The organism is Halomonas sp. V046 (assembly GCF_052645355.1).
Genome location: NZ_JBQXYF010000008.1, coordinates 215,575 through 238,884, shown reverse-complemented (window position 1 = coordinate 238,884; position 23,310 = coordinate 215,575). Strand labels below are relative to the sequence as shown.

The following is a 23,310-nucleotide window of genomic DNA, read 5'->3' as shown; positions in this document are numbered from 1 at the left end:
GCGATCGGGCGTGGCCGTGTCCAGGGCGGCTGCCAGTGGCAGTTGAGGTGCGTATAATGCGTCCAACGCTGCCAGATTGGCTTTCTCTCTTCCAGGATGCAGGACGATATGACTGTTCGTACGCGAATCGCTCCCTCGCCCACCGGCGACCCCCACGTCGGTACCGCTTACATCGCGCTGTTCAATCTTTGCTTTGCCCGTCAGCATGGCGGTGAATTCATCTTGCGCATCGAGGACACCGATCGCGTTCGTTCAACGCCCGAGTCCGAGCAGATGATTCTCGATTCTTTGCGTTGGTTAGGGCTTAACTGGGACGAAGGCCCCGACGTCGGAGGGCCCCACGGACCCTACCGTCAGAGTGAACGGGGGGCGATCTACGCCGAACACGCCCAGCGGCTGATCGATGCCGGGCACGCGTTCAGGTGTTACCGCACCAGTGACGAGCTGGATGTTCTGCGTGAAGCCCGCAAGGCCGAAGGGCTGCATCTGGCGCTCAAGCCGGCCGATCTGGCTCTGGACGCCGACGAGCAGGCGCGGCGCGAGCGCGAGGAAATGCCCTTTGTGGTGCGCATGAACGTTCCGGCCACCGGCACCTGTGTGGTGGAAGACCTGCTGCGTGGCACCATCGAGGTGGACTGGGCGCAGGTCGATGCCCAGATTCTGCTCAAATCCGACGGCATGCCGACCTATCATCTGGCGAACGTGGTCGACGACCACCTGATGGGCATCAGCCATGTGCTTCGCGGCGAGGAATGGATCAACTCGGCGCCCAAGCATCAGTTGCTGTACGAGTATTTCGGCTGGGACATGCCGGTGCTGTGCCACATGCCGCTTTTGCGTAATCCCGACAAGTCTAAGCTCTCGAAGCGAAAGAATCCGACGTCGATCAATTACTATCGCAAGATGGGATTCTTACCCCAGGCCGTGACCAATTATCTTGGGCGCATGGGCTGGTCGATGCCCGATGAACGCGAGAAGTTCTCCCTCGAGGACATGATGGCCAGCTTCGACGTGCAACGTGTCTCTCTCGGCGGGCCGGTCTTCGATCTGGAAAAGCTGACCTGGCTCAACGGGGTTTATCTGCGCGAAGACCTCGATGACCGCGCCTTTCTCAAGGCGCTGATGGATTGGGCCTTCAATGAAGACTACGTCGCTCAGATCTTGCCCCAGGTGCGAACCCGGGTCGATACGCTGTCCGACGTTGCCCCCCTGGCCGCGCACTTTTTCTCGGGACTGCCGGTCTTGCACGAGGAGAGCTTTGCCGACGTCAAGCTCGAGCGCGAGGAGTTGATCAAGCTATTGCAGTTTCTGGTCTGGCGCTTCGAGGCGGTGGCGGCCTGGAACAAGGAAGCCTTGCTGGCCGAGGTCAAGGCGCTCGGCGAGCACTTTGACCTCAAGATGAAAGCCTTTCTGGCGCCGGTCTTCATCGCCATCACTGGCTCGGCGTCCAGCACCTCGGTGATGGATGCCATGGCCATCCTGGGCTCTGACGTCACCCGGGCGCGTCTGCGTCATGCGGTCGAGGTGCTTGGGGGGGTGTCGAAGAAACAGGCCAAGCGGTTCGAGAAGGAGTATCGCGAGCTTTAGCCTGGCGAGCTGCGCACAGGATGAGCGAAGGCCGTGGGCGAACGCCCGGCGCCGACGCTAGGGCCCTGGCCGCGTGCTGGCAGCGTGGCGGAACCCCAGGGTAGGGCCCCTGGGGTTGACATGTCGGGTTCGGCCACATCGGGGGCGTCAAGGCATCGAGCCTCCGGTCTGCCCAAAGGGGTTGACCTTCTCTGCCATTATCAGTAACCTACGCACCGTCTTAACGAGATGCGGGGCCTTAGCTCAGCTGGGAGAGCGCAACACTGGCAGTGTTGAGGTCAGCGGTTCGATCCCGCTAGGCTCCACCAAGTCTCGTTGTTTCTGCGTCCCATTCGTCTAGTGGTCTAGGACACCGCCCTTTCACGGCGGTAACAGGGGTTCGAACCCCCTATGGGACGCCACTTCTCCTTTTGTGCCAGTCTGTCAGTCTATTCGTCACCTCGATCTCGCCAGCCTAGTCAGTCGAAAGACTGAGACTTTTGGGCGATGTTGTGCGTCGATCATTTGTCTGTTGTCGAGGCCTTCGCGCGGCGTCCTTGTGCTACGAAGTTGATACGAGTTCGCATTTTTGGCTTGACAGCCCGGCGAAACTGTCCACGAGACGGTGTCAAAACCCTGGTTACCCCCTACGATCCCGCGTTAGCCCTTGTGCTAGCGCGTTTTTGTATTTAGTCGTTAAAAATCAATAAGTTATAATAGGTCAAAAAGTGATCAATCTAAGGTCCGAGCCCTGTTCATGGCGATTCAGGGTCGGTTCTGAGGGGTTGTGAACAGGTTTATCCACAGAAAGTGTGGAAAACGTTCTGTGCGCCCATGGGGAGGGCGCGAGTCGTACCAAGAGGCCGCGACGGAGGGGTGTCGCGGCGTGGTCGGTGAGGAGAGGGGCGTAGTGCGGGGCTAGCCCTGCATGGCGTTTCTCAGTCTTTTTTCTCGACCTTGGCGTGGAGTCGGCGCAATAGCGAGGAGGTGTCCCAGCGCCCGCCGCCCATGGATTGAACGTCGGCATAAAACTGGTCGACCAGGGCGGTGACGGGTAGGCGGGCCTTGAGCTGGCGGGCCTGATCCAGGCAGATGCCGAGGTCCTTGCGCATCCAGTCGACGGCGAACCCGTGATCGTAGCTGTCGGCGATCATGGTGGCATGGCGGTTCTCCATTTGCCACGAGCCGGCGGCCCCCTGGCTGATGACCTCGATCACGCGCTGTTGATCCAGCCCCGCTTGCTCGGCGAAATGCAGTCCTTCGGAAAGGCCCTGGACCAGTCCGGCAATACAGATCTGGTTGACCATCTTGGTCAACTGGCCGCTGCCGGCAGGGCCCATCAGCGTGACGGCCCGCCCATAGTGGTTCAGGGCTGGTCGGGCGCGGTCAAAATCGTCGTCTTTCCCGCCGCACATGATGGTGAGAACACCGTTTTCGGCGCCCTGTTGGCCGCCCGAGACGGGGGCGTCGATGAAGCCGACACCGCGTTGATGACAGGCGGCATCGAGTTCTTCGGCGAGGGTCGACGAGGCGGTGGTGTGATCGACCAGCAGCGTGCCGCGCGCGAGCGCCGCCAGGGCCCCTTCGCTGCCAAGAGCGACGTCTCGCACGTCGTCATCGTTGCCCACGCACATCAGTACCAGGTCGGCGCCCTGGGCGGCCTCCGCAGGGGTGGCATGATGGCTGCCGCCATGTTCCTTGCACCAGTCTGCGGCTTTTGCGCGTGTGCGGTTGTAGACCCGCACATCGAGGCCAGCTTGCGCCAGGTGGCCGGCCATGGGGTAGCCCATGACGCCAAGGCCGAGAAAGGCGACGGTGGAAATCTCGTGGGGCATTGTCATCTCCTTGTGATTGACGGGGGCTGAGCCAAGGAGAACAGCATAGCGTGGCTTGGGTCTATGGATCATCCCGGTGAGGCGAGAGGTGGCCAGTCGAGAGTGGCTCAGAGCCTGGAACCCTGGCCGGGAGTCTGGGTCTAGCGCTCAGGAGTGCCGGGACGTGCGGGTGGCAGGGCGTGCCGTTCTGCTGGCAGAAATGGCGTGAGAATGACGATGAGCCGGGGCCACGGACAGCGGGACGCAGTAGGCGGCGGCCGTGCGTGTCGCAGGGGCGTAATAGGGGGCGGCGGCGAGCGTCGTGGGTAGCGGCGCCAAGAGGGCGGGTGGGGGTAGCAAGAGAGCGGTGTGAGGATGGCAAGGGCGCGCGGGGAAGGCGTCGATGCAGGGGTGGGGCGCAGGGGGAGAAATGCCAGAGGCCGCCCATGGGGCGGCCTCTGGGGCTAGTGGCAGTCGACGGATGCGTTGGCGGCTATCCGGCAGGCTGTCGGCGTGAGCGCCGGATAGCCGGCTTCGCCATCCAGATGACAAGCAATGCAGCCGTCGGCCTTCGCTTCACGAGCAGCGTCGCGTTACTTGGCGGGGTAGTCGCGCTGGGGGTGGCCAGTGTAGAGCTGACGCGGGCGGCCGATCTTGTAGCTTTCGCTGATCATCTCGTTCCAGTGGGAAATCCAGCCAATGGTGCGTGACACCGCGAAGATCACGGTGAACATGTTGGTCGGAATGCCCATGGCCTTGAGGATGATGCCGGAGTAGAAGTCGACGTTCGGATATAGCTGGCGTTCGACGAAGTATTCGTCTTCCAGAGCGATCTGCTCGAGGCGCTTGGCGATCTTGAGCTGCGGATCGTCGGCCTGGCCGAGTTCTGCCAGCACTTCGTCGCAGGTCTCCTTCATGACCTTGGCGCGGGGGTCGAAGCTGCGGTAGACCCGATGACCGAAGCCCATCAGCTTGAACGGATCATCCTTGTCCTTGGCCTTGTCGATAAAGCGCTGGATGTTGTCTTCGGAATCATCGCCGATCTGATCGAGCATGGTCAGCACGGCTTCGTTGGCGCCGCCGTGGGCGGGGCCCCAGAGGGCGGCGATACCCGCGCTGATGCAAGCGAAGGGGTTGGCGCCGGTGGAGCCTGCCAGGCGCACCGTGGAGGTCGAGGCATTTTGCTCATGGTCGGCGTGGAGCATGAAGATGCGGTCCATCGCCTTGGCGTACACCGGGTTGATCTCGTACGGCTCGCAGGGGTTGCTGAACATCATGTAGAGGAAGTTCTCTGCATAGTTCAGATCGTTGCGCGGGTAGTTGAACGGCTGACCGATGTTGTACTTGTAAGACATGGCCGCGATGGTCGGCATCTTGGCGATCAGGCGGATGGCGCTGATCTCGCGGTCCTGCTGCTGGGTGATGTCCAGGTGGTCATGGTAGAAGGCAGCCAGGCCGCCGACGACGCCACACAGGATCGACATCGGGTGGGCGTCACGACGGAAGCCCTTGAAGAAGTTGGCAATCTGCTCGTGCACCATGGTGTGGGTGCGCACGCGGCTCTCGAAGTCCTTGTACTGAGCGTCGTCGGGCAGTTCGCCAAACAGCAGCAGGTAGGACATTTCGACGAAGTTGGAGTTCTTGGCCAGTTGCTCGATCGGGTAGCCGCGATGAAGCAGGACGCCCTTGCCGCCATCGATAAAGGTGATGCCGGACTCGCAGGACGAGGTGGCCAGGAACCCTGGGTCAAAGGTAAAGAGGCCTTCTGCGCCCAATCCGCGAACATCGACGACGTCCGGGCCCAGTGTGCCCGAGTAGATCGGAAGTTCGACCGGGTTCTCCAGGCCGTCTACCGTCAGGGTCGCTTTTCTGTCAGCCATGATTGGCCTCCTTCGTGTTCGATATGGAGCGATAAGTTGTCATTTCTCACTAACGTGCCGTCGAAATCGGGTCCGCTCGGCCAAAAAGGTTTGCCCACTATAGAAGCGTTCCAGATATTGTCAATTCTCCCATCGAAACCTTGCACTTGTACTATGCTCATTTAGGAGTATAGGTTTTGTATAAGATATGATGCTCTGCATCATAGTGGTGCGTGGTGCGGCGCAGCATCTTGACGAAGCGGCGTTTTTATGCAGCTTCGACGCTGTTTTTCATCGGTGCGACACATCACGCAGATGTCGCCGCCATTTGTCATGCGCGGGGCATGTCCCTATAATTCAGCCCGCGACTGGCAGGAACAGGAAGTCGTGTCCAACTTGTTGGCGCGATGCAGCCCTTCCCGAAACCACCGCCCGCTCGGGCCTCTGGCCCGTCTGTCGTAAGAGTGGGCCAAGAGAGTGTGTAGAGAGCCGTGAATAGCAAACGACCCGTAAATCTGGATCTGTCCACGATCCATTTCCCCCTCCCCGCCGTGACGTCGATCATGCACCGCATCTCGGGCGTCATTCTCTTCGTCGGTCTGATCTTCGGCTTCTGGGCCCTGGATGCGTCGCTGTCGTCGCCGGCTGGCTTCGACGCCGTGCGTGATGCGCTGGCCCACAACTTCCTGGCCAAGTTCGTGGCCTGGGGCCTGTTGTCGGCCCTGGCGTTTCACTTCGTGGCGGGCCTCAAGCACTTCATCATGGACGCTAACATCGGCGTGTCTCTGGAAGGTGCGGTGCAGAAGGCGCAGATCACCATCGTGGCGAGCGTCGTCCTGATCATTCTGGCGGGGGTCTGGGTATGGTAACCAATATCACGAGTTTCAGCCGCAGCGGCTTGTCCGACTGGATCATTCAGCGTGCCAGTGCCGCCGTCATGGCCGTGTACACGGTCTTTCTGGTGGCCTACCTGCTGCTGCACCCGAATCTCGATTACGCCACCTGGAGCGGTCTCTTCGAACAGACCTGGATGCGTATCTTCTCGTTGCTGGCCTTCGTCTCTCTGGCCGCCCACGCCTGGGTAGGCATGTGGACCGTGACCACTGACTATCTCAAGTCGACTGCCATTCGTGTCGGCGCCCAGTCCGTCATCATCATCGCCATTTTCGTGTTCCTGGTCTGGGGCATCCAAGTGCTGTGGGGAGCCTGATTCATGTCTACTATGCGTAGTTTGACCTTTGACGCCATCATTATCGGTGGCGGCGGCGCCGGCATGCGCGCCGCGCTAGAGCTTGCCAAGTCCGGCAAGAAGACCGCCGTGTTGTCCAAGGTGTTCCCGACGCGCTCGCACACGGTCTCGGCCCAGGGCGGCATTACCTGTGCCATCGCGTCCTCCGATCCCGATGACGATTGGCGCTGGCACATGTACGACACCGTCAAGGGCGGCGACTACATCGCCGACCAGGATGCCGCCGAGTACATGTGTTCCGAGGGCCCGAAGGCAGTGTTCGAACTCGAACACATGGGGCTGCCTTTCTCGCGTTTCGATAATGGCCGCATCTATCAGCGCCCGTTCGGTGGCCAGTCCAAGGACTTCGGCAAAGGCGGTCAGGCGGCTCGTACCTGCGCTGCGGCCGACCGCACCGGTCACGCACTGCTGCATACGCTGTATCAGAATAATCTGAAGAGCAACACGACGTTCCTCAACGAATGGTATGCCGTCGACCTGGTCAAGAACGCTAACGGTGATGTGGTGGGCTGCATCGCCATGGATATCGAGACCGGCGAAGTGGTGCACGTCAAGTCCAAGGCCACGGTGCTGGCCACCGGCGGTTCCGGTCGTATCTACGCGTCCACCACCAATGCCTTGATCAACACCGGTGACGGTATCGGCATGGCGCTGCGCGCCGGCGTGCCGATGCAGGACATGGAAATGTGGCAGTTCCACCCGACGGGTATCTACGGTGCCGGCGTGCTCGTGACCGAAGGTTGTCGTGGTGAGGGTGGCTACCTGATCAACAAGGACGGCGAGCGTTTCATGGAGCGCTATGCGCCCAATGCCAAGGACCTTGCGGGTCGCGACGTGGTCGCTCGTTCCATGGTCATGGAAATTCTCGAAGGCCGTGGCTGCGGCGAGAATGGCGATCACGTGCTGCTCAAGCTTGATCACCTGGGTGAAGAAGTGCTTGGCAAGCGTCTGCCCGGCATCGTCGAGCTGTCCAAGACCTTCGCCCATGTGGATCCGGCCAAGGAGCCGATCCCGGTGGTCCCGACCTGCCACTACATGATGGGCGGCATTGCCACCAACATCCATGGTCAGGCCATCGCCCAGGATGCCGAGGGCAAGGATCACATCGTCAACGGCTTGTATGCCTGCGGTGAGGCGGCCTGTGTTTCCGTCCACGGTGCCAACCGTCTGGGCGGCAATTCGCTGCTCGACCTGGTGGTGTTCGGTCGCGCCGCTGGCATGTTCATCGAAAGCGCGCTCAACGAAGGCATCGAGTACCTGGATGCCAACGAATCCGACATCGCCAATGCGATGCAGCGCATCACGCGCTGGAACGAGTCCGAGGGTGGCGAGAGCGTCCCCGAGCTCAAGCGCGAGCTGCAGAGCATCATGCAGAACTCCTTCGGCGTGTTCCGCGAAGAGAAGAACATGCTAGAGGGTGTCGAACAGCTGGCGGCGCTGCGGGAGCGTATCGCCAAGGCGCACCTGCCCGACAAGTCCAACGCCTTCAATACCGCTCGGGTCGAGGCGCTGGAGCTCGATAACCTGATGGAAGTGGCCGAAGCGACCGCCATCGCGGCGCTGGAGCGCAAGGAGAGTCGCGGTGCGCACTCGCGTTACGACTACCCGGATCGCGACGACGTGAATTGGCTCAAGCACTCGATGTACTTCCCGGCCGACAAGCGTGTCGGTCAGCGCGACGTCAATTTCGCGCCGAAGACTGTCGATATGTTCGAGCCAAAAGTCCGCACCTACTAAGGGGGAGTCACGATGTCAAAGCTTCAGGTATCCCTGTACCGCTACAACCCGGAAACCGACTCTGCACCTTATATGCAGGAGTTCGAGGTCGACACCCAGGGCCGTGACGTGATGGTTCTGAACCTGCTTGAGATGATCAAGGAGGACGACAGTTCGGTGGCCTTCCGTCGCAGCTGCCGCGAGGGCGTGTGTGGCTCCGATGGCATGAGCATGAACGGCAAGAACGGCTTGGCCTGCATCACTCCGCTGTCTGAAGTGGTGAAGAACAACAAGCTGGTGCTGCGTCCGCTGCCCGGTCTGCCCGTCATTCGCGACCTTGTGGTCGACATGGCGCTGTTCTACAAGCAGTACGAGCGCATTCAGCCGTACCTGCAGAACGACACGCCGGCCCCGGCCATCGAGCGTCTGCAGTCGCCGGAAGAGCGCGACAAGCTCGACGGGTTGTACGAGTGCATCCTGTGCGCTTGCTGCTCGACGTCCTGCCCGTCGTTCTGGTGGAACCCGGAGAAGTTCGTCGGGCCTGCCGGCCTGCTGCAGTCCTACCGGTTCCTGGCGGATTCGCGCGACACGGCGACCGATGCGCGTCTGGCTGAGCTCGAGGATCCGTTCTCCGTTTTCCGCTGCCGCGGCATCATGAATTGTGTCGCGGTGTGTCCGAAAGGGCTTAACCCGACCCGGGCGATTGGCAAGATTCGCGCGATGTTGCTGGCGAATGCCACTTAAATCGCGACGCGCGGCTTGTTATCATGTGGTCGGCTTCGGTGGCGCGACAAGTCGTCGCGCCACCGAATCGGCAGATGTGTCAGGAGCCGGTGCCTTGGGCGCCGGCTTTTGAGCATGCAGCAAGACCAAAGAAGGCTAGCGGATACTCGTTAGCGCAGGAACGACAGGGCGCTCGACGACGGTGGTCGACGCCGCGGGATGACGACAGGCAGGACGCCTCACGACGTCGACGCCTAACGCCGCACCCACGGCAGACCTTGAGTCGAGCCCACTACCACCCCATCAGTGCAGGGTGACCGAGAGATGCAACAAGGCATAATGGAGTTGATGTGGCGCTCGTCACACGTCACGGGCAGCAATGTCCACTACGTGGAAGCGCTCTACGAGCAGTACCTCGACGACCCCGCCGCCGTTTCCGACGAATGGCGCGATTATTTCGACCAGCTGGCCGAGGCGGAAGGCTCTGCGGCCCACGATACCCCCCTCACGCCGGTCCGCGAACAGTTCTATCAGCTGGGACGCGAGCGCCGCACCGCGGTTGCCGCAAGCGCCACGGCCGGTGACAGCGAAGAGAGCAAGAAGCAGGTCAAGGTTCTCCAGCTGATCAACGCCTACCGCTTCCGCGGCCACCAGAAGGCGGATATCGACCCCCTCGGCCTGCGCGATCCGACGCCGGTGCCCGACCTGGACTTGTCGTTCCATCAGCTGTCCAAGGCCGATCTCGACACCGAGTTTCAGACGGGGTCGTTCTTCCTTGGCGAAGACACCGCGAGCCTGAAGGTCATCGTTGACGCCCTCGAGCAAACTTACTGCCGGTCCATCGGCTGTGAGTTCATGCACATTGTCGATACCGAGGAAAAACGCTGGCTGCAGCAGCGCTTCGAATCGGTGCGCTCGAAGCCGGCCTTCAGCGAGGACATGCGCAAGCACGTTCTGGAACGCCTGACCGCCGCCGAGGGACTGGAGAGCTATCTGGCTTCCAAGTACCCCGGCACCAAACGCTTCGGCCTCGAAGGCGGCGAGACGTTCATCCCGATGATGGACGAACTGATCCAGCGTTCCGGTAGTTACGGTACCAAGGAAGTGGTCATCGGCATGGCCCACCGTGGTCGTCTCAACGTGCTGGTCAATATCCTCGGCAAGAACCCGGGCGAGCTGATCGACGAGTTCGACGGCAAGAAATTGATCGAACGTGGCTCCGGCGATGTGAAGTATCACCAGGGCTTCAGTTCGAACGTCATGAGCCCGGGTGGCGAAGTTCATCTGGCGATGTCGTTCAACCCCTCGCATCTCGAGATCGTGGCGCCGGTCGTCGAAGGCTCCGTGCGAGCCCGCCAGGATCGGCGTGGCGACACCGAAGGTGGCAAGGTCCTGCCGATCAACGTGCATGGCGATGCGGCCTTTGCCGGTCAGGGTGTGGTCATGGAGACATTCCAGATGTCCCAGACCCGCGCCTACAAGACGGGCGGCACGGTGCATATCGTCATCAATAACCAGGTGGGCTTCACCACCTCGCACCCGCTGGACACCCGCTCCACCGAATACTGCACGGATATCGCCAAGATGGTTCAGGCGCCGATCCTGCACGTCAACGGCGACGACCCGGACGCGGTCCTGCACGTGACTCAGGTGGCGCTGGACTACCGTCACCAGTTCAAGAAGGACGTGGTGATCGACCTGGTGTGCTACCGCCGTCGCGGTCACAACGAGGCCGACGAGCCGTCCGGCACCCAGCCGATGATGTACCGCAAGATCAAGGATCACCCGTCGTCGCGGGCGATCTACGCCGAGCGCCTGGTCAAGGAAAAGGTGCTGACCGAGGAGGCGGCCAAGGCCAAGGTCGAGAAGTACCGCGATGACATCTCAGCCGGTAACCATGTCGCCAATGCGCTGGTTCAGCAGCCGAACACGTCACTGTTCGTCGACTGGAAGCCGTACCTGGGGCACGAGTGGACCGGGCACGCCGATACGTCATTCGACATGAAGCGTCTGCAGCAGCTGGCCGGCAAGATGTGCGAGGTGCCGGACGGTGTCGTCGTCCAGCGCCAGGTGGCCAAGATCTATGACGACCGCCGCAAGATGCAGGGCGGTGGCATGGGGCTTAACTGGGGCTTCGCCGAGACCCTGGCCTATGCCACGCTGATCGATCAGGGGCACCCGATTCGCCTGACAGGGCAGGATGTCGGCCGCGGGACCTTTTCCCACCGCCATGCCGTCATTCACAACCAGAAGGATGGTTCGGTCCATGTGCCGCTCCAGCACATGTCGGATGGCCAACCCACCTTCACCATTCACGATTCGTTCCTCTCGGAAGAAGCCGTGCTGGCCTTCGAATACGGCTACTCCACCACCATGCCCGGTGCGTTGGTGATCTGGGAAGCCCAGTTCGGTGACTTCTTCAACGGTGCCCAGGTGGTCGTTGACCAGTTCATTTCCTCCGGCGAAACCAAGTGGGGACGACTGTGTGGCTTGACCATGCTGCTGCCCCACGGTTTCGAAGGGCAGGGGCCGGAACACTCCTCCGCGCGGCTCGAGCGCTTCTTGCAGCTGTGCGCCGAGTGCAATATGCAAGTGTGCGTTCCGACCACGCCGGCGCAGATCTTCCATCTGTTGCGCCGTCAGGTGATTCGTCCGCTGCGCAAGCCGCTGGTGGTGATGTCGCCGAAGAGCCTGTTGCGTCACAAGGAAGCCACGTCGAGCCTGGATGATCTGGCCAACGGGGCCTTCCAGATGGTCCTGGCGGACCAGGGCAAGCGCGACGCCGACAAGGTCGAGCGCATCATCATGTGTTCCGGCAAGGTCTACTACGATCTCGCCAACTGGCGTGAAGAGAACCTGCGTGACGACGTGGCGATCCTGCGCGTCGAGCAGCTTTACCCCTTCCCGAAGGAAGAGCTGTTCGAGGCGATCCAGGACTACACCAATGCCACCGACCTCGTGTGGTGTCAGGAAGAGCCGCTTAACCAGGGCGCCTGGTACTCGATGCAGCATAACCTGCGTAGCGTGGCAGACCTGCTCAAGGACGGCCACGGCGGCAATCTGAAGTTCGCCGGACGCCCGGCTTCGGCAGCACCCGCGGCGGGCTATATGTCCGTGCATACCGAACAGCAGCGCCAGCTGGTCGAAGACGCCTTCAATCTCTAAGGCGCACGATCGGGACGAGAGAACATACTAAGGATACGACATGGCTACCGAGATCAAGGCACCCACCTTTCCGGAATCCGTTGCCGAAGGCAGCGTCGCCACCTGGCACAAGAAGCCGGGTGACAGCGTCGAGCGCGACGAGTTGATCGTCGAGATCGAGACCGACAAGGTCGTGCTGGAAGTGGTGGCGCCCGAGGCCGGCGTACTTTCCGAGGCGCTGGTGGAAGAAGGCGACACCGTGGAATCCGAGCAGGTGCTGGGCCGCATCGGTGAAGGCAGCGGCAAGCAGGAAGCCAAGGCCGATGGCGATGACAAGGACGATGCCAAGGACGACGCCAAGGACAGCGCCGAGAAAGACAAGGGCGATGACCAGGGCGCGGCGCCCAGTGGCGGCGGTGAAACGACTGAGGTGAAGGCGCCTACCTTCCCCGAGTCTATCCAGGAAGGCACCGTTGCGACCTGGCACAAGAAGGTCGGCGAAGCCGTCAAGCGTGACGAAGTGCTGGTCGATATCGAGACCGACAAGGTCGTGCTCGAGGTCGTCGCACCAGCCGATGGTGCGCTCAAGGAAATCAGCGCAGAAGAAGGCAGTTCCGTCGAATCCGAGGCGGTGCTGGCTGTGTTCGAAGCCGGCGCTGGTGGCGGTGAGGCGAAAAGCGCCGATGGCGGCGCCGACAAGGCCAAGGCCAGCACCGGTGAGGGCACCAACGACGAGCAGGTGGGTGACAAGATCGTGGCCCCCGCCGCGCGCAAGTTGATCGCCGAGCACGACCTCGATGTCGCTGCCATTTCAGGCTCCGGCAAGGATGGGCGTGTGCTCAAGGAAGACGTGCTCAAGGCCGTCAAGGACGGCAGCGCCAAGAAAGCGGCCAAGCCGGCGTCCAGTGCCAAGGCAGCGCCCAGCGCTCCGGCGGTGGAGGGCGAGCGTCCCGAGAAACGTGTGCCGATGACTCGGCTGCGCAAGACCATCGCCAAGCGCCTGGTCGAAGCCCAGCAGACCGCCGCCATGCTGACCACCTACAACGAGGTGGACATGAGCGCGGTGATGGCGCTGCGTGGTCAGTACAAGGAGACGTTCCTCAAGTCTCACGACGTCAAGCTCGGCTTCATGGGCTTCTTCGTCAAGGCGGCCTCCGAGGCGCTCAAGCGTTTCCCCGATGTCAACGCTTCCATCGACGGCAGCGACATCGTCTATCACGGTTATCAGGACATCGGTGTTGCCGTGTCCACCGATCGTGGCCTCGTGGTGCCGGTGCTGCGTGATACCGACAGCATGAAGATCGCCGACGTCGAGAAGGGGATCGTCGACTTCGGCAAGCGCGCCCGTGATGGCAAGCTCGGCATCGATGAGATGCAGGGTGGTACCTTTACCATCACCAACGGCGGCACCTTCGGCTCGCTGATGTCGACGCCGATCCTGAATCCGCCGCAGACCGCGATCCTCGGTATGCACAAGATTCAGGACCGCCCGATGGCGGTAAACGGCCAGGTCGAGATTCGCCCGATGATGTATCTGGCGCTGTCATACGACCATCGCATGATCGATGGCAAGGACGCGGTGCGGTTCCTGGTGACCCTCAAGGAGCTGCTCGAGGATCCGGCGCGCCTGTTGCTCGACATCTAAGACCGTGACTGCAAGCGACTGACTGCGACCCTAAACGAACAGGAGCCAACATGGCCGATAAGTTTGATGTGATCGTCATTGGTGCGGGCCCCGGCGGCTACGTTGCCGCCATTCGAGCCGCCCAGATGGGCCTCAAGACGGCCTGCGTCGAGAAGTGGATCGGCAAGGAAGGCAATGTGGTTCACGGTGGTACCTGCCTGAATGTGGGCTGTATCCCGTCCAAGGCGTTGCTCGAGGCGTCACACAAGTTCATCGAAGCCAAGCACGATTTCGATGATCTGGGTATCCAGGCCGGCGACGTCACCATGGACGTCAAGAAAATGGTCGCCCGCAAGGACAAGATCGTAAAGCAGCTGACCGGCGGTATTTCTGGCCTGTTCAAGGCCAATGGTGTCACTGCGATCGAAGGCACCGCCAAGGTCGCTGCCAAAGGCAAGGTCGACGTCACCGACAAGGATGGCAAGGCCACTACCTATGAGGCCGACAACATCGTCGTCGCCGCGGGCTCCGTGCCGGTGGAGATTCCGCCGACGCCGTTGAAGGACGATCTGGTCGTCGATTCCACCGGCGCGCTGGAATTCCAGGAAACGCCGAAGCGTCTCGGCGTCATCGGCGCCGGTGTCATCGGCCTGGAGCTCGGCAGCGTATGGAATCGTCTCGGCTCCGAAGTCACCGTGCTCGAAGCCCTCGATGACTTCCTGCCGATGGTCGACTCCGCGGTCGCCAAGGAAACCCAGAAGCTGCTCAAGAAGCAGGGGCTGGATATCAAGCTCAATGCTCGCGTGACCGGTTCCGAGGTCAAGGGCAAGGAAGTCGTCGTCAAGTACGAGGACAACGAGGGCGAGAAGGAAATCACCTTCGACAAGCTGATCGTCTGCGTCGGTCGCCGTCCGTACACCAAGGGCGTGATCGCCGACGGTGTTGGCGTCGAGCTCGACAACCGTGGGTTTATCCACGTGGATGATCAGTGTCGCACCAGCGTGCCCGGCGTCTTCGCCATCGGCGACTGCGTGCGCGGCCCGATGCTGGCGCACAAGGCGTCCGAAGAGGGCGTCATGGTGGCAGATATCATCGCCGGCCATAAGGCCCAGATGAACTACGATGCCATCCCCAGCGTCATCTACACCTTCCCCGAAGTGGCCTGGGTCGGCATGACCGAGCAGGACGCCAAGGCGGCCGGTATCAAGGTCAAGAGCGGCAGCTTCCCGTTCGCGGCCAGCGGCCGTGCCATGGCCAACAATGCCACCGATGGCCTGGCCAAGGTGATCGCCGACGAAGAAACCGATCGCGTGCTTGGCATGCACATCGTCGGTCAACATGCCGGTGAGATGATTGCCCAGGGCGTAATCGCCATGGAATTCGGTTCCAGTGCCGAGGATCTGGCCCTGACCTGCTACGCGCATCCGACCATGTCGGAAGCCGTGCATGAAGCCGCTCTGGCGGTGGAAGGCCACGCTATTCACATGGCCAACCGCAAGAAGCGCAAGTAAGACAACAAGCGCCGATGCCCGTGACACCGCAAGCCTGTGCAGTTTTGCCAGGCTTGCCGGTGTTTCTCGGCTGGCGCATCGTCCTCGGCCACGGATCGGGGACGGTCGGTGGCGACACCGGAGTACAGCCCCGCCCAGGGGTGCCGGGTCGCCGTTCGAGTCACATGCAACCAATGGCATGAATCGATGAACCTTCACGAGTATCAAGGCAAGCAGCTGTTTGCCGACTATGGTCTGCCCGTTTCCAAGGGCTTCGCCGTCGACACCCCGGAAGAGGCCCTCGAGGCCTGCAAGAAGATCGGCGGTGAGATGTGGGTCGTCAAGGCCCAGGTCCACGCAGGCGGCCGCGGCAAGGCCGGCGGCGTCAAGCTGATCAAGAGCCCGGAAGAGGCCAAGGCCTTCGCCGAGCAGTGGCTCGGCAAGAACCTGGTGACCTTCCAGACCGACGAACACGGCCAGCCCGTCACCAAGATCCTGGTCGAGAACTGCACCGACATCGCCAACGAGCTGTATCTTGGTGCCGTTGTTGACCGTGCCACTCGTCGTGTGGTTTTCATGGCGTCCACCGAAGGTGGCGTCGAGATCGAGACGGTCGCCCACGAGACGCCCGAGAAGATCCTCAAGGCCCAGATCGATCCGCTGGTCGGCGCTCAGCCGTACCAGGCGCGTGAACTGGCCTTCGCCCTCGGTCTTGAAGGCGCCCAGGTCAAGCAGTTCACCAAGATCTTCCTGGGTCTGTCGAAGATGTTCCACGATAAGGATCTCGCCCTGCTCGAGATCAACCCGCTGGTCATCACCGACGAAGGCAACCTCCACTGCCTCGATGCCAAGATCAACCTGGACTCCAACGCCCTGTACCGTCATCCGGACCTGCAGGAAATGCGTGACCCGTCTCAGGAAGACGAGCGTGAAGCCAACGCCGCGCAGTGGGACCTGAACTACGTCGCACTGGAAGGCAACATCGGCTGCATGGTCAACGGCGCGGGCCTGGCCATGGGCACCATGGACATCATCAAGCTTCACGGCGGTCAGCCGGCCAACTTCCTCGATGTGGGCGGCGGTGCCACCAAGGAGCGCGTTGCCGAGGCGTTCAAGATCATCCTGTCTGACGACTCCGTCAAGGCCGTGCTGGTCAACATCTTCGGCGGCATCGTGCGTTGCGACATGATCGCCGAGGGCATCATCGGTGCCGTCGAGCAGGTCGGCGTCAACGTGCCGGTCGTGGTGCGTCTGGAAGGTAACAACGCCGAATTGGGTGCCGAAAAGCTGGCGTCCAGTGGTCTGAACATCATCGCTGCCAAGAGCCTCACCGACGCGGCTCAGCAGGTTGTCAAGGCAGCGGAGGGCAAGTAATGAGCATCCTGATCGACAAGAACACCAAGGTCATCTGCCAGGGCTTCACCGGCGGCCAGGGGACCTTCCACTCCGAACAGGCCATCGCCTATGGCACCCAAATGGTCGGCGGCGTGACCCCGGGCAAGGGCGGCCAGGAGCACCTGGGCCTGCCGGTGTTCAACACCGTCAAGGAAGCCGTTGCCAAGACCGGTGCCGAGGCCAGCGTGATCTATGTGCCTGCAGCGTTCTGCAAGGATTCCATCCTCGAAGCGGCCAACGCCGGCATCAAGCTGATCGTGTGCATCACCGAAGGCATCCCGACCCTCGACATGCTCGAAGTCAAGGTCAAGTGCGATGAGCTCGGCGTGCGCTTGATCGGCCCGAACTGCCCTGGCGTGATCACCCCGGGTGAGACCAAGATCGGCATCATGCCGGGTCACATCCACCAGCCTGGCCGCGTCGGCATCGTGTCGCGTTCCGGCACCCTGACCTACGAAGCGGTCAAGCAGACCACCGACCACGGCTTCGGCCAGTCCACCTGTGTGGGCATCGGCGGCGACCCGATCCCGGGCTCCACCTTCATCGACATCCTCGAGTTGTTCGAGAAGGATCCGAAGACCGAAGCCATCGTCATGATCGGTGAGATCGGCGGCACCGCCGAGGAAGAGGCCGCGGCCTTCATCAAGGCCAACGTCAGCAAGCCGGTCGTCTCCTATATCGCGGGTGTCACCGCGCCTCCGGGCAAGCGCATGGGCCACGCCGGCGCCATCATCGCCGGTGGCACGGGCACCGCGGACGAGAAGTTCGCCGCCCTCGAAGCGGCAGGCGTCAAGACCGTGCGTTCGCTGGCCGACATCGGCGACGCGCTGAAGGAAGTCACCGGCTGGTAAGCGGTCACTACTGTCAGAGCAAAGGCCACCTTCGGGTGGCCTTTTTTATCGGCGAAATTCGGGGAAGTGTCATGTCAGCACGGAGTGCGACACGGGGCGGAATGGTGGGGGCGCGATCGGAGTGGGGGGATGATCATCTGCCCCTCGCCCGCCACCAGCCGATCAATTGCGCCACAAACACCGGCGCGCCGGCGACCAGATACAGATGGTAGCTGACCAGACGCCACACGATCACCGCCGCTGCAGCCTGTTCTCGCGCCATCAGCGGCAGGAGCAGGGCGCCTACGCTGACTTCGGCCGCGCCGGCGCCGCCCGGCAGCACGCTCAACTGGCTGGCGGCCATGGCCAGCATCTGCACCAGAAAGGTCCAGGCCCAGTCGGCGCTCCCGCCGACGCCCAGCACCGCCAGGTACAACAGACTGTAGCGCACCAGCCAGTGCAGGCAGCACAGCACGAACGTGCCGACCAGTACGCGCTTTGGCAGCCTCAGCGTGCTCGTCAGGGTCTGGCGGCAGCGCAGCAGGCGTCGGGTCAGTCGACGCCTTGGTCCGCGGCCGACCAAGGGTGGGGGAGGCGCGTGGCGTAGTAGCCACGGCAGCCCCACGATGACCACGGCGAACAGCAGGAGCGCCAGCAGCAGTGCCGCCAGGGAGGCCTCCACCAGCGCCTGGTGGGGCCAACTCGCCAGCCCGCTCAGCGATAGTGACACCAGCACGCCCAGCATCAGGCTGAAGAACAGCATGTCCGCCAGCTGATCGACCAGAAAGATCGCCGTGGCCTGGGCCGGTGGATAGCCACGCCGTGCCAGCAGCCATAGCAGGGTGGCGATGCCGCCGCCGCCGGCGGGGGTGGCGCACAGCGCAAACTTCGACGACATCTCGATGGCCAGGGCTCCGCTCTGGCCGAGGCGTCCGGCCCGGCCGTCGAGCAGCAGCCGTAGACGCGCCGCGTTGAGGTTCCAGCAGATCACTGCCAGGGCCGCCATCAGCGCTACCAGGGGCAGCGGGAAGGCGGCGACCGCATTGAAGGTGCCGGTGCCTCCCAGCCACCAGGGCAGCACCAGGGTGATGGTCAGCGTCAGCGCCAGCAGAGCCGCCTTCCACCGTAGCCGTGATCGTGCTCCGACAGGGGGGCGCGTAGTCTCGTCCAGTGCCACCGTTGTCTCGGGCCTAGCCATAGCGTCGATCGTGTGGGCAGACCGGGTCGATTACTGCCTCATAGTGGTTGCGCAGCGCGACCATCCCCTTGTTCCAGTCGAACCGGTGCTCGACGAAGCGTCGAGCGTGGCGCCCGGCCGAGCGAGGGTCATTGGCAAACAGCGCCTCCACGGCCTCGGCCATGGCCGCTGCCGAACGAGGCTGACACAGCATGCCGCCGCCGAGTGGCACATTCTCGATCAGGGCGCCGGCCCGGGCGCCGATCACCGGGATGCCGCTGGCCATGGCCTCCAGGGCGATCAGGCCGAAGGTCTCCCGGGTGCCGGCGTGCAGCATGGCATCGCTCGATGCCAGGGCGCGTGCGACCTCGTGCACGCCGACGCAACGGTTGATCACGCTGACGTTGGCGGGCACCTCGGTGGGCATGCCGGGACCCATCAGCAGCAGGTGGTAGGGACGCCCCAGTCTCCTGGCGGTGTCCAGCAGGATCTCGATGTTCTTCTCCCGCGAGTAGCGCCCGACGAACACCAGCAGGCGGCGGTCGTCGGGGAGGCCCAGCTTGCGTCTGAGCTCAGGGTCGCGCTTGTCGGGGTGAAACGTCGCCAGGTCGACGCCGAGCGGCTGCACCCGCACCCGCTTCACGCCCCAGGTACGCAAGCGGTCGGCCATCGCCTGACAGGGTGCCAGCACGCTGTCAAAACGCGAGTAGAGATCCACCACGTAGCGCTCCAGTCGGCGTTGCACGAGGCCGCCGAAGCGGTCTCCCATCAGGCGCGGCAAGTCGGAATGGTAGAAGCCGACGACGGGTACCCCGAGGCGTTGACCGGCCTCCAGCGCCGCCCAGGCGGTGACGTAGGGATCGCCCGCCTCGATCAGGTCCGGCGAAAGCTCTACCAGGGCGTCGCGCCAGGGGCGGCGGCGCAGAGGAAAGCGGTAGCTCTGCCCGAGCGGCAGGCGCAGCGCGGGTAGGGTGTGATGGTCGCCCAGGCTATCGCGTTCGGCGCCGGGCACCAGCAGGCTGGTGCGAAGGCTCGGGTCGGCGGCGAAGACACGGTGCTTGGCCTGCAGGTAGGTGCGAACGCCGCCGCTGGCGGGGGCGTGGAACATGGTGATGTCGGCGAGATGCAAAGGGGCCTCCATGGCAATCGCGTCGTTGCCACGAGCCTACGAGGGAAGTAAGTCAGTTCAGCGACAAGGGACCAGGCGGCGGGCTGGACCTTTAGTCGATGAGTGCTGTGATCAAGATGTGCTAGCGGATCGTGCCTGGCGAATGGGGCTAATAGTTGAGAATTTTCTTACGGATGCAGGAGGGGAAATCCCTTAGGCTGAGAAAAGTCCACGCTCTAAGGTAAGAGCACTTGGCCTTTTGGTCATGACCCTCGAACCGTTAGCCGTCCTTTCCTCGGAGGATGGAATGGACTCGCTCAGAGAGGGCAGGGTCGGCCTGGCGGTGGCGCTGCTGATCGTGGTCTTCGAAAAGAATCAGCTTGAGACCTGGCTATCGCGCTGCGTCTTTGGCAAGGGAGAGCCGGATGCTCGTTACAGGGACCTTCAGGCGGCGCTCGATGCGCTGGATGAGATGACGCGATAAGGGACGCTTGCGATGATCAATGAGTACTTTACCCAGATTCTGTATCGCCATCGTGGGCTGGACTGGTTTGCCGAGCCGCTGGATATCCCCAAAGACGACGATATCCCCTTTGATCACTCCGTTAGGGCAACGCAAGAGCCCTATGATGCCGAGTTTATCTACGCCAAGAATGATATATTCCTGGAAGCCGTCAATGCCGATGAGTTCTGTCGGCGAGGACTATATACAGCGACATTTGGTTTTTTTTCTTTAGTTTTTTTTTCAATATTTTTTTTATCTTTTTTTATATAATGTCTGGTGGATGTTTGCATTTGAGATTGATGTGCTTTCTATTATATCCGTTGCCTTTTTTTTATTTGCATCTGGGCTCGTTTTTTTTTGTAGTCACCAACGCCCACTCAGCCTGGGACTGCTTTACCTATCGTCATGCGGCGATTCGCTTTAATCGACGCACCCGCCAGGTGCATGTGTTCTATACACCCAAACTCGGTGGTCCGCGCAGCTATAACTGGGACGATATCCAGGCGACGATCACCGCCTTCGACAACGGCGGCTACTTCGTATTGAACTTGCTGGCGGCGACGCCGGATGGCACCCATTACTACGACAGCTTTCCGGTGGGAGGCGAGTTGGTCAAGGAAGAGGAGTGTCTGGGCTGGTGGGAGTATATCCGCCGCTATATGGAAGAGGGCTCGGACAGTGTGCCGGAGCCCGGCTGGTACCACACCGACAGGTTGTCGCTGAAAGAGTCCTTTCTGCGCTGGTTTCCGCTGCGCGAGATGCGGCGTGACAAGGCCCGGGGCCACGATATCCGCTACTCCCAGCGGCGCATGGTCCTGATGTCGCCGATGTTGGTGCTGTTCTCGCTGGGTCACTTCGTCTCGATGCTGACCAGCCGCAAGGTAGTCTGGTCGAAGGAGATCCGTGAAGCCTGTGGAGAGGCTTAGGTGTCGGTAGCCGCAGTGGGACGAATCTCTTGGGTTTTACTGATAAGAAGGCATCGCAAAAAAACGGCGACCCGAGGGTCGCCGTTTCGTTATTCAGGCCAGGCCAGGCGCTCAGGCCACCGGGCGGGCCACCAGCGAGCGGGTTTCCTCCCGCGCTTCGGTCAGGATGACCTGGACCGGGTCGCCGAGCTTGAAGCGCTCTTCGCCCTCGATCTGAATGCGGCCTTCCTTGTCGTCCACCACCACCTTGTCCCGGTCTGAGTGCATCAGCGGTGCCGGCACGAAGGCGGTGGCGCCGTTGGCGGAGAGGCGGACGCGCATGCCGCCACGGTTGATGGCGATGATTTCGGCCTCGAAGGTCTCGTTGGCCTGAGCCGCCGGAGTCAGGTAGCGCACGTACAGCCAGTCCTTGACGTCGCGCTCGGCCATGCGGTTCAGGCGACGACGCTCGGTGAGCTGCTCGGTGAGCGCCTGGCTGGCCTCGGCCGGCGCCTGCTCACCCTTCAGCACGCGCTTGATCAAGCGGTGGTTGACCATGTCGCCGTACTTGCGGATCGGCGAGGTCCAGGTGGCGTAGGCGGCGAGACCCAGACCAAAGTGCGGACCGGGTTGGGCCGACATGTTGGTGAAGCCCTGGAACTTGCGCAGGCGGGCGTCGAGCCAGGCATCGTCGCGACTCTCGAGGGCCCGCTTGAGTTCCTTGTAGCGGCCCAGATCGGTCAGGGCCTCGCGCTCGACGTCGATCTCCTGGCTCGCCAGGAAGGTCTGGGCGGCCTCGGCCTTGTCGTCCTCGAAGGCGCGGTGCACGTTGAAAATGCCGTGCCCGACCTGGCTTGCCAGCAGATCGGCGCAGCAGGCGTTGGCCGCAATCATCGATTCCTCGATCATGCGGTTGGCGATACGGCGTTCTTCGGTACGAATCGCCAGCACGTTGCCGGCGGGATCGAGATCGAACACATAGTCCGGGCGATCCTTGAACACCAGGGCGTTCTCGGCGCGCCAGGCGCTGCGTGCCTCGGTTAGCTCATGCAGGGCCTTGAGCTGCGTCGCGATGGCCTCGGATGGTGCCCAGTCGCCCTGGCCGTCGATCCAGTCGGAAACGCGGTCGTAGACCAGCTTGGCGTGGGAGCGGGCGGTCGCGGCGAAGAAACGGTATTCGCCGAGGGAACCGTCGGCGTTGATGTCCAGGCGGCAACCCAGCACCGGACGATCGCGATCCTCCCACAGCGAGCACAGGTCGTCGGCCAGCTGCTCCGGCAGCATGGTGACGTTCTGACCCGGCAGGTAGACCGTGAACGCGCGGGTGCGAGCTTCGAGATCCGCGGCATGACCTTCCTCGACGTAGGCGGTGGGGTCGGCGATGGCGACCGTCAGGCGCCAGCCGCCGTTCTCACGGGCCTCGACGCGCAGGGCGTCGTCCATGTCGCGGGTCTTCTCGCCGTCGATGGTGAAGAACGGCTCGGCGGTCAGGTCTTCACGCTCTAGGCCCTCGTCCTTCAGCGGCCAGTCGGTTCCCGCATCGGGGCAGTCTTGCTCGAGGGCATGACGCGCCAGTGTCACCCGCCACGGCACCGCCGGGTCATCGTTCTTGGCGACCAGTTCATCGATCTGGGTAAAGAAGGCGCGATCATCGGGCTTCAGCGGGTGGCGCACCAGGCGTGCCACGACCCAGTCGCCGTCGGCGATGCTGTCCTCGTCGAGACTGCGCTTGATGCGTGCCTTGAGCACGTTCTTTACCGACGGATGGTCGGGCAGTACGGCCAGGCGTCCCTCGCGCTTCTGCACGCGAGCGACAAAGCGCTGTAGACCGATTTCGATCAAGGTGTCGGGTTCCACCGACTTGCGCTCGCCGTCTTCGTGCAGCACCGCCTCGACGCGGTCGCCGTGCAGTACCTGCTTCATGGCGGGGGGCGGCACGAAGTAGGACTCGCCCTCGTCGGTTTCGAGGAAGCCGAAACCTTTGTCCGTGGCTTTGATGACACCGGTGACGCGGGGGGTGCTATCGCGGAGGTTTTGCTTGAGCTGAGCCAGTAGGGCGTTGTTCTGCAGCATGGTCTCGATCGAGTGGCGGGAACAAGCGGCCACTATACGTAAATGTCGGCCTGCAGGCCAAACGCCGTGTGCGTCCCAGCGAAGAATCAACGGCTGGATTCTCAGCGCCCGGGAACGGTTCGCCCTCCGATG

Annotated in this window: 18 protein-coding genes and 2 tRNA genes; 15 read left to right on the top strand and 5 right to left on the bottom strand. The window is 62.3% G+C overall.

Going from position 1 to position 23,310, the window contains the following annotated elements; all coding sequences use genetic code 11:
- Positions 1 to 108 precede the first annotated feature (108 nt).
- The 3 genes from gltX to ACUN9Y_RS12980 all read left to right on the top strand — a co-directional run bounded on the left by gltX (position 109) and on the right by ACUN9Y_RS12980 (position 1,988).
- Positions 109 to 1,587, top strand: coding sequence for a glutamate--tRNA ligase (gene gltX / locus ACUN9Y_RS12990; RefSeq protein WP_445461132.1), 1,479 nt, complete (start codon positions 109 to 111; stop codon positions 1,585 to 1,587).
- A gap of 232 nt (positions 1,588 to 1,819) precedes the next feature.
- Positions 1,820 to 1,895 (top strand) — tRNA-Ala (locus ACUN9Y_RS12985).
- Positions 1,896 to 1,912: 17 nt separating this feature from the next.
- Positions 1,913 to 1,988: transfer RNA gene (locus ACUN9Y_RS12980), tRNA-Glu, on the top strand.
- Between the two features lie 516 nt (positions 1,989 to 2,504).
- Here ACUN9Y_RS12980 and ACUN9Y_RS12975 read toward each other — a convergent pair.
- A complete protein-coding gene (locus ACUN9Y_RS12975) occupies positions 2,505 to 3,401 on the bottom strand; it encodes an NAD(P)-dependent oxidoreductase (protein WP_445461131.1) in 897 nt (298 codons plus the stop codon).
- A gap of 572 nt (positions 3,402 to 3,973) precedes the next feature.
- Positions 3,974 to 5,260 (bottom strand): citrate synthase, encoded by a 1,287-nt coding sequence (gltA, locus tag ACUN9Y_RS12970; protein WP_445461130.1) that lies wholly within the window; start codon positions 5,258 to 5,260, stop codon positions 3,974 to 3,976.
- Positions 5,261 to 5,730: 470 nt separating this feature from the next.
- Between gltA and sdhC the strand changes: the two genes are divergently transcribed.
- From sdhC to sucD, 9 genes are all read left to right on the top strand, one after another.
- Positions 5,731 to 6,108 (top strand): succinate dehydrogenase, cytochrome b556 subunit, encoded by a 378-nt coding sequence (gene sdhC, locus ACUN9Y_RS12965; RefSeq protein ID WP_445461129.1) that lies wholly within the window; start codon positions 5,731 to 5,733, stop codon positions 6,106 to 6,108.
- Positions 6,102 to 6,449, top strand: coding sequence for a succinate dehydrogenase, hydrophobic membrane anchor protein (gene sdhD, locus ACUN9Y_RS12960; RefSeq protein WP_445461128.1), 348 nt, complete (start codon positions 6,102 to 6,104; stop codon positions 6,447 to 6,449). Before sdhC ends, sdhD begins: the two co-directional genes overlap by 7 nt.
- 3 nt (positions 6,450 to 6,452) lie before the next feature.
- The gene (sdhA, locus tag ACUN9Y_RS12955) at positions 6,453 to 8,225 is read left to right on the top strand and encodes a succinate dehydrogenase flavoprotein subunit (protein WP_445461127.1); all 1,773 of its coding nucleotides are present in this window, start codon (positions 6,453 to 6,455) and stop codon (positions 8,223 to 8,225) included.
- Positions 8,226 to 8,237: 12 nt separating this feature from the next.
- Positions 8,238 to 8,948, top strand: coding sequence for a succinate dehydrogenase iron-sulfur subunit (locus ACUN9Y_RS12950; protein ID WP_445461126.1), 711 nt, complete (start codon positions 8,238 to 8,240; stop codon positions 8,946 to 8,948).
- A gap of 303 nt (positions 8,949 to 9,251) precedes the next feature.
- Positions 9,252 to 12,092 carry a 2-oxoglutarate dehydrogenase E1 component gene (locus tag ACUN9Y_RS12945; protein WP_445461125.1) on the top strand — a complete coding sequence of 947 codons (2,841 nt, stop codon included), beginning with the start codon at positions 9,252 to 9,254 and terminating at the stop codon, positions 12,090 to 12,092.
- A gap of 40 nt (positions 12,093 to 12,132) precedes the next feature.
- Complete coding sequence (odhB, locus tag ACUN9Y_RS12940; protein WP_445461124.1) at positions 12,133 to 13,716, top strand: 2-oxoglutarate dehydrogenase complex dihydrolipoyllysine-residue succinyltransferase; 1,584 nt, start codon at positions 12,133 to 12,135, stop codon at positions 13,714 to 13,716.
- Positions 13,717 to 13,766: 50 nt separating this feature from the next.
- Positions 13,767 to 15,206, top strand: a complete 1,440-nt coding sequence (gene lpdA, locus ACUN9Y_RS12935) for a dihydrolipoyl dehydrogenase (protein ID WP_445461123.1) — start codon at positions 13,767 to 13,769, stop codon at positions 15,204 to 15,206.
- A gap of 186 nt (positions 15,207 to 15,392) precedes the next feature.
- Positions 15,393 to 16,559: an ADP-forming succinate--CoA ligase subunit beta gene (sucC, locus tag ACUN9Y_RS12930; RefSeq protein WP_445461122.1), complete on the top strand. Its 1,167-nt coding sequence runs from the start codon at positions 15,393 to 15,395 to the stop codon at positions 16,557 to 16,559.
- Positions 16,559 to 17,431: a succinate--CoA ligase subunit alpha gene (gene sucD / locus ACUN9Y_RS12925; protein ID WP_445461121.1), complete on the top strand. Its 873-nt coding sequence runs from the start codon at positions 16,559 to 16,561 to the stop codon at positions 17,429 to 17,431. Before sucC ends, sucD begins: the two co-directional genes overlap by 1 nt.
- Before the next feature lie 133 nt (positions 17,432 to 17,564).
- On the opposite strand, the gene ACUN9Y_RS12920 is transcribed toward sucD, so the two are convergent.
- Complete coding sequence (locus ACUN9Y_RS12920; protein ID WP_445461120.1) at positions 17,565 to 18,608, bottom strand: lysylphosphatidylglycerol synthase transmembrane domain-containing protein; 1,044 nt, start codon at positions 18,606 to 18,608, stop codon at positions 17,565 to 17,567.
- Positions 18,601 to 19,716, bottom strand: coding sequence for a glycosyltransferase (locus ACUN9Y_RS12915; RefSeq protein WP_445461177.1), 1,116 nt, complete (start codon positions 19,714 to 19,716; stop codon positions 18,601 to 18,603). The genes ACUN9Y_RS12920 and ACUN9Y_RS12915 overlap by 8 nt, the downstream gene beginning before the upstream one ends.
- Before the next feature lie 286 nt (positions 19,717 to 20,002).
- On the opposite strand from ACUN9Y_RS12915, the gene ACUN9Y_RS12910 reads away from it, so the two are divergent.
- Genes ACUN9Y_RS12910 through ACUN9Y_RS12900 form a run of 3 tightly spaced genes read left to right on the top strand, consistent with a single transcriptional unit; the run spans position 20,003 to position 21,126 of the window.
- Positions 20,003 to 20,179, top strand: a complete 177-nt coding sequence (locus ACUN9Y_RS12910; RefSeq protein ID WP_445461119.1) for a hypothetical protein — start codon at positions 20,003 to 20,005, stop codon at positions 20,177 to 20,179.
- A gap of 12 nt (positions 20,180 to 20,191) precedes the next feature.
- The gene (locus tag ACUN9Y_RS12905) at positions 20,192 to 20,470 is read left to right on the top strand and encodes a hypothetical protein (RefSeq protein WP_445461118.1); all 279 of its coding nucleotides are present in this window, start codon (positions 20,192 to 20,194) and stop codon (positions 20,468 to 20,470) included.
- Positions 20,470 to 21,126 (top strand): DUF6708 domain-containing protein, encoded by a 657-nt coding sequence (locus ACUN9Y_RS12900; RefSeq protein ID WP_445461117.1) that lies wholly within the window; start codon positions 20,470 to 20,472, stop codon positions 21,124 to 21,126. The genes ACUN9Y_RS12905 and ACUN9Y_RS12900 overlap by 1 nt, the downstream gene beginning before the upstream one ends.
- Positions 21,127 to 21,237: 111 nt before the next feature.
- Here ACUN9Y_RS12900 and ACUN9Y_RS12895 read toward each other — a convergent pair whose 3' ends face one another.
- Positions 21,238 to 23,178: an exoribonuclease II gene (locus ACUN9Y_RS12895; RefSeq protein ID WP_445461116.1), complete on the bottom strand. Its 1,941-nt coding sequence runs from the start codon at positions 23,176 to 23,178 to the stop codon at positions 21,238 to 21,240.
- Between the last annotated feature and the right edge of the window lie 132 nt (positions 23,179 to 23,310).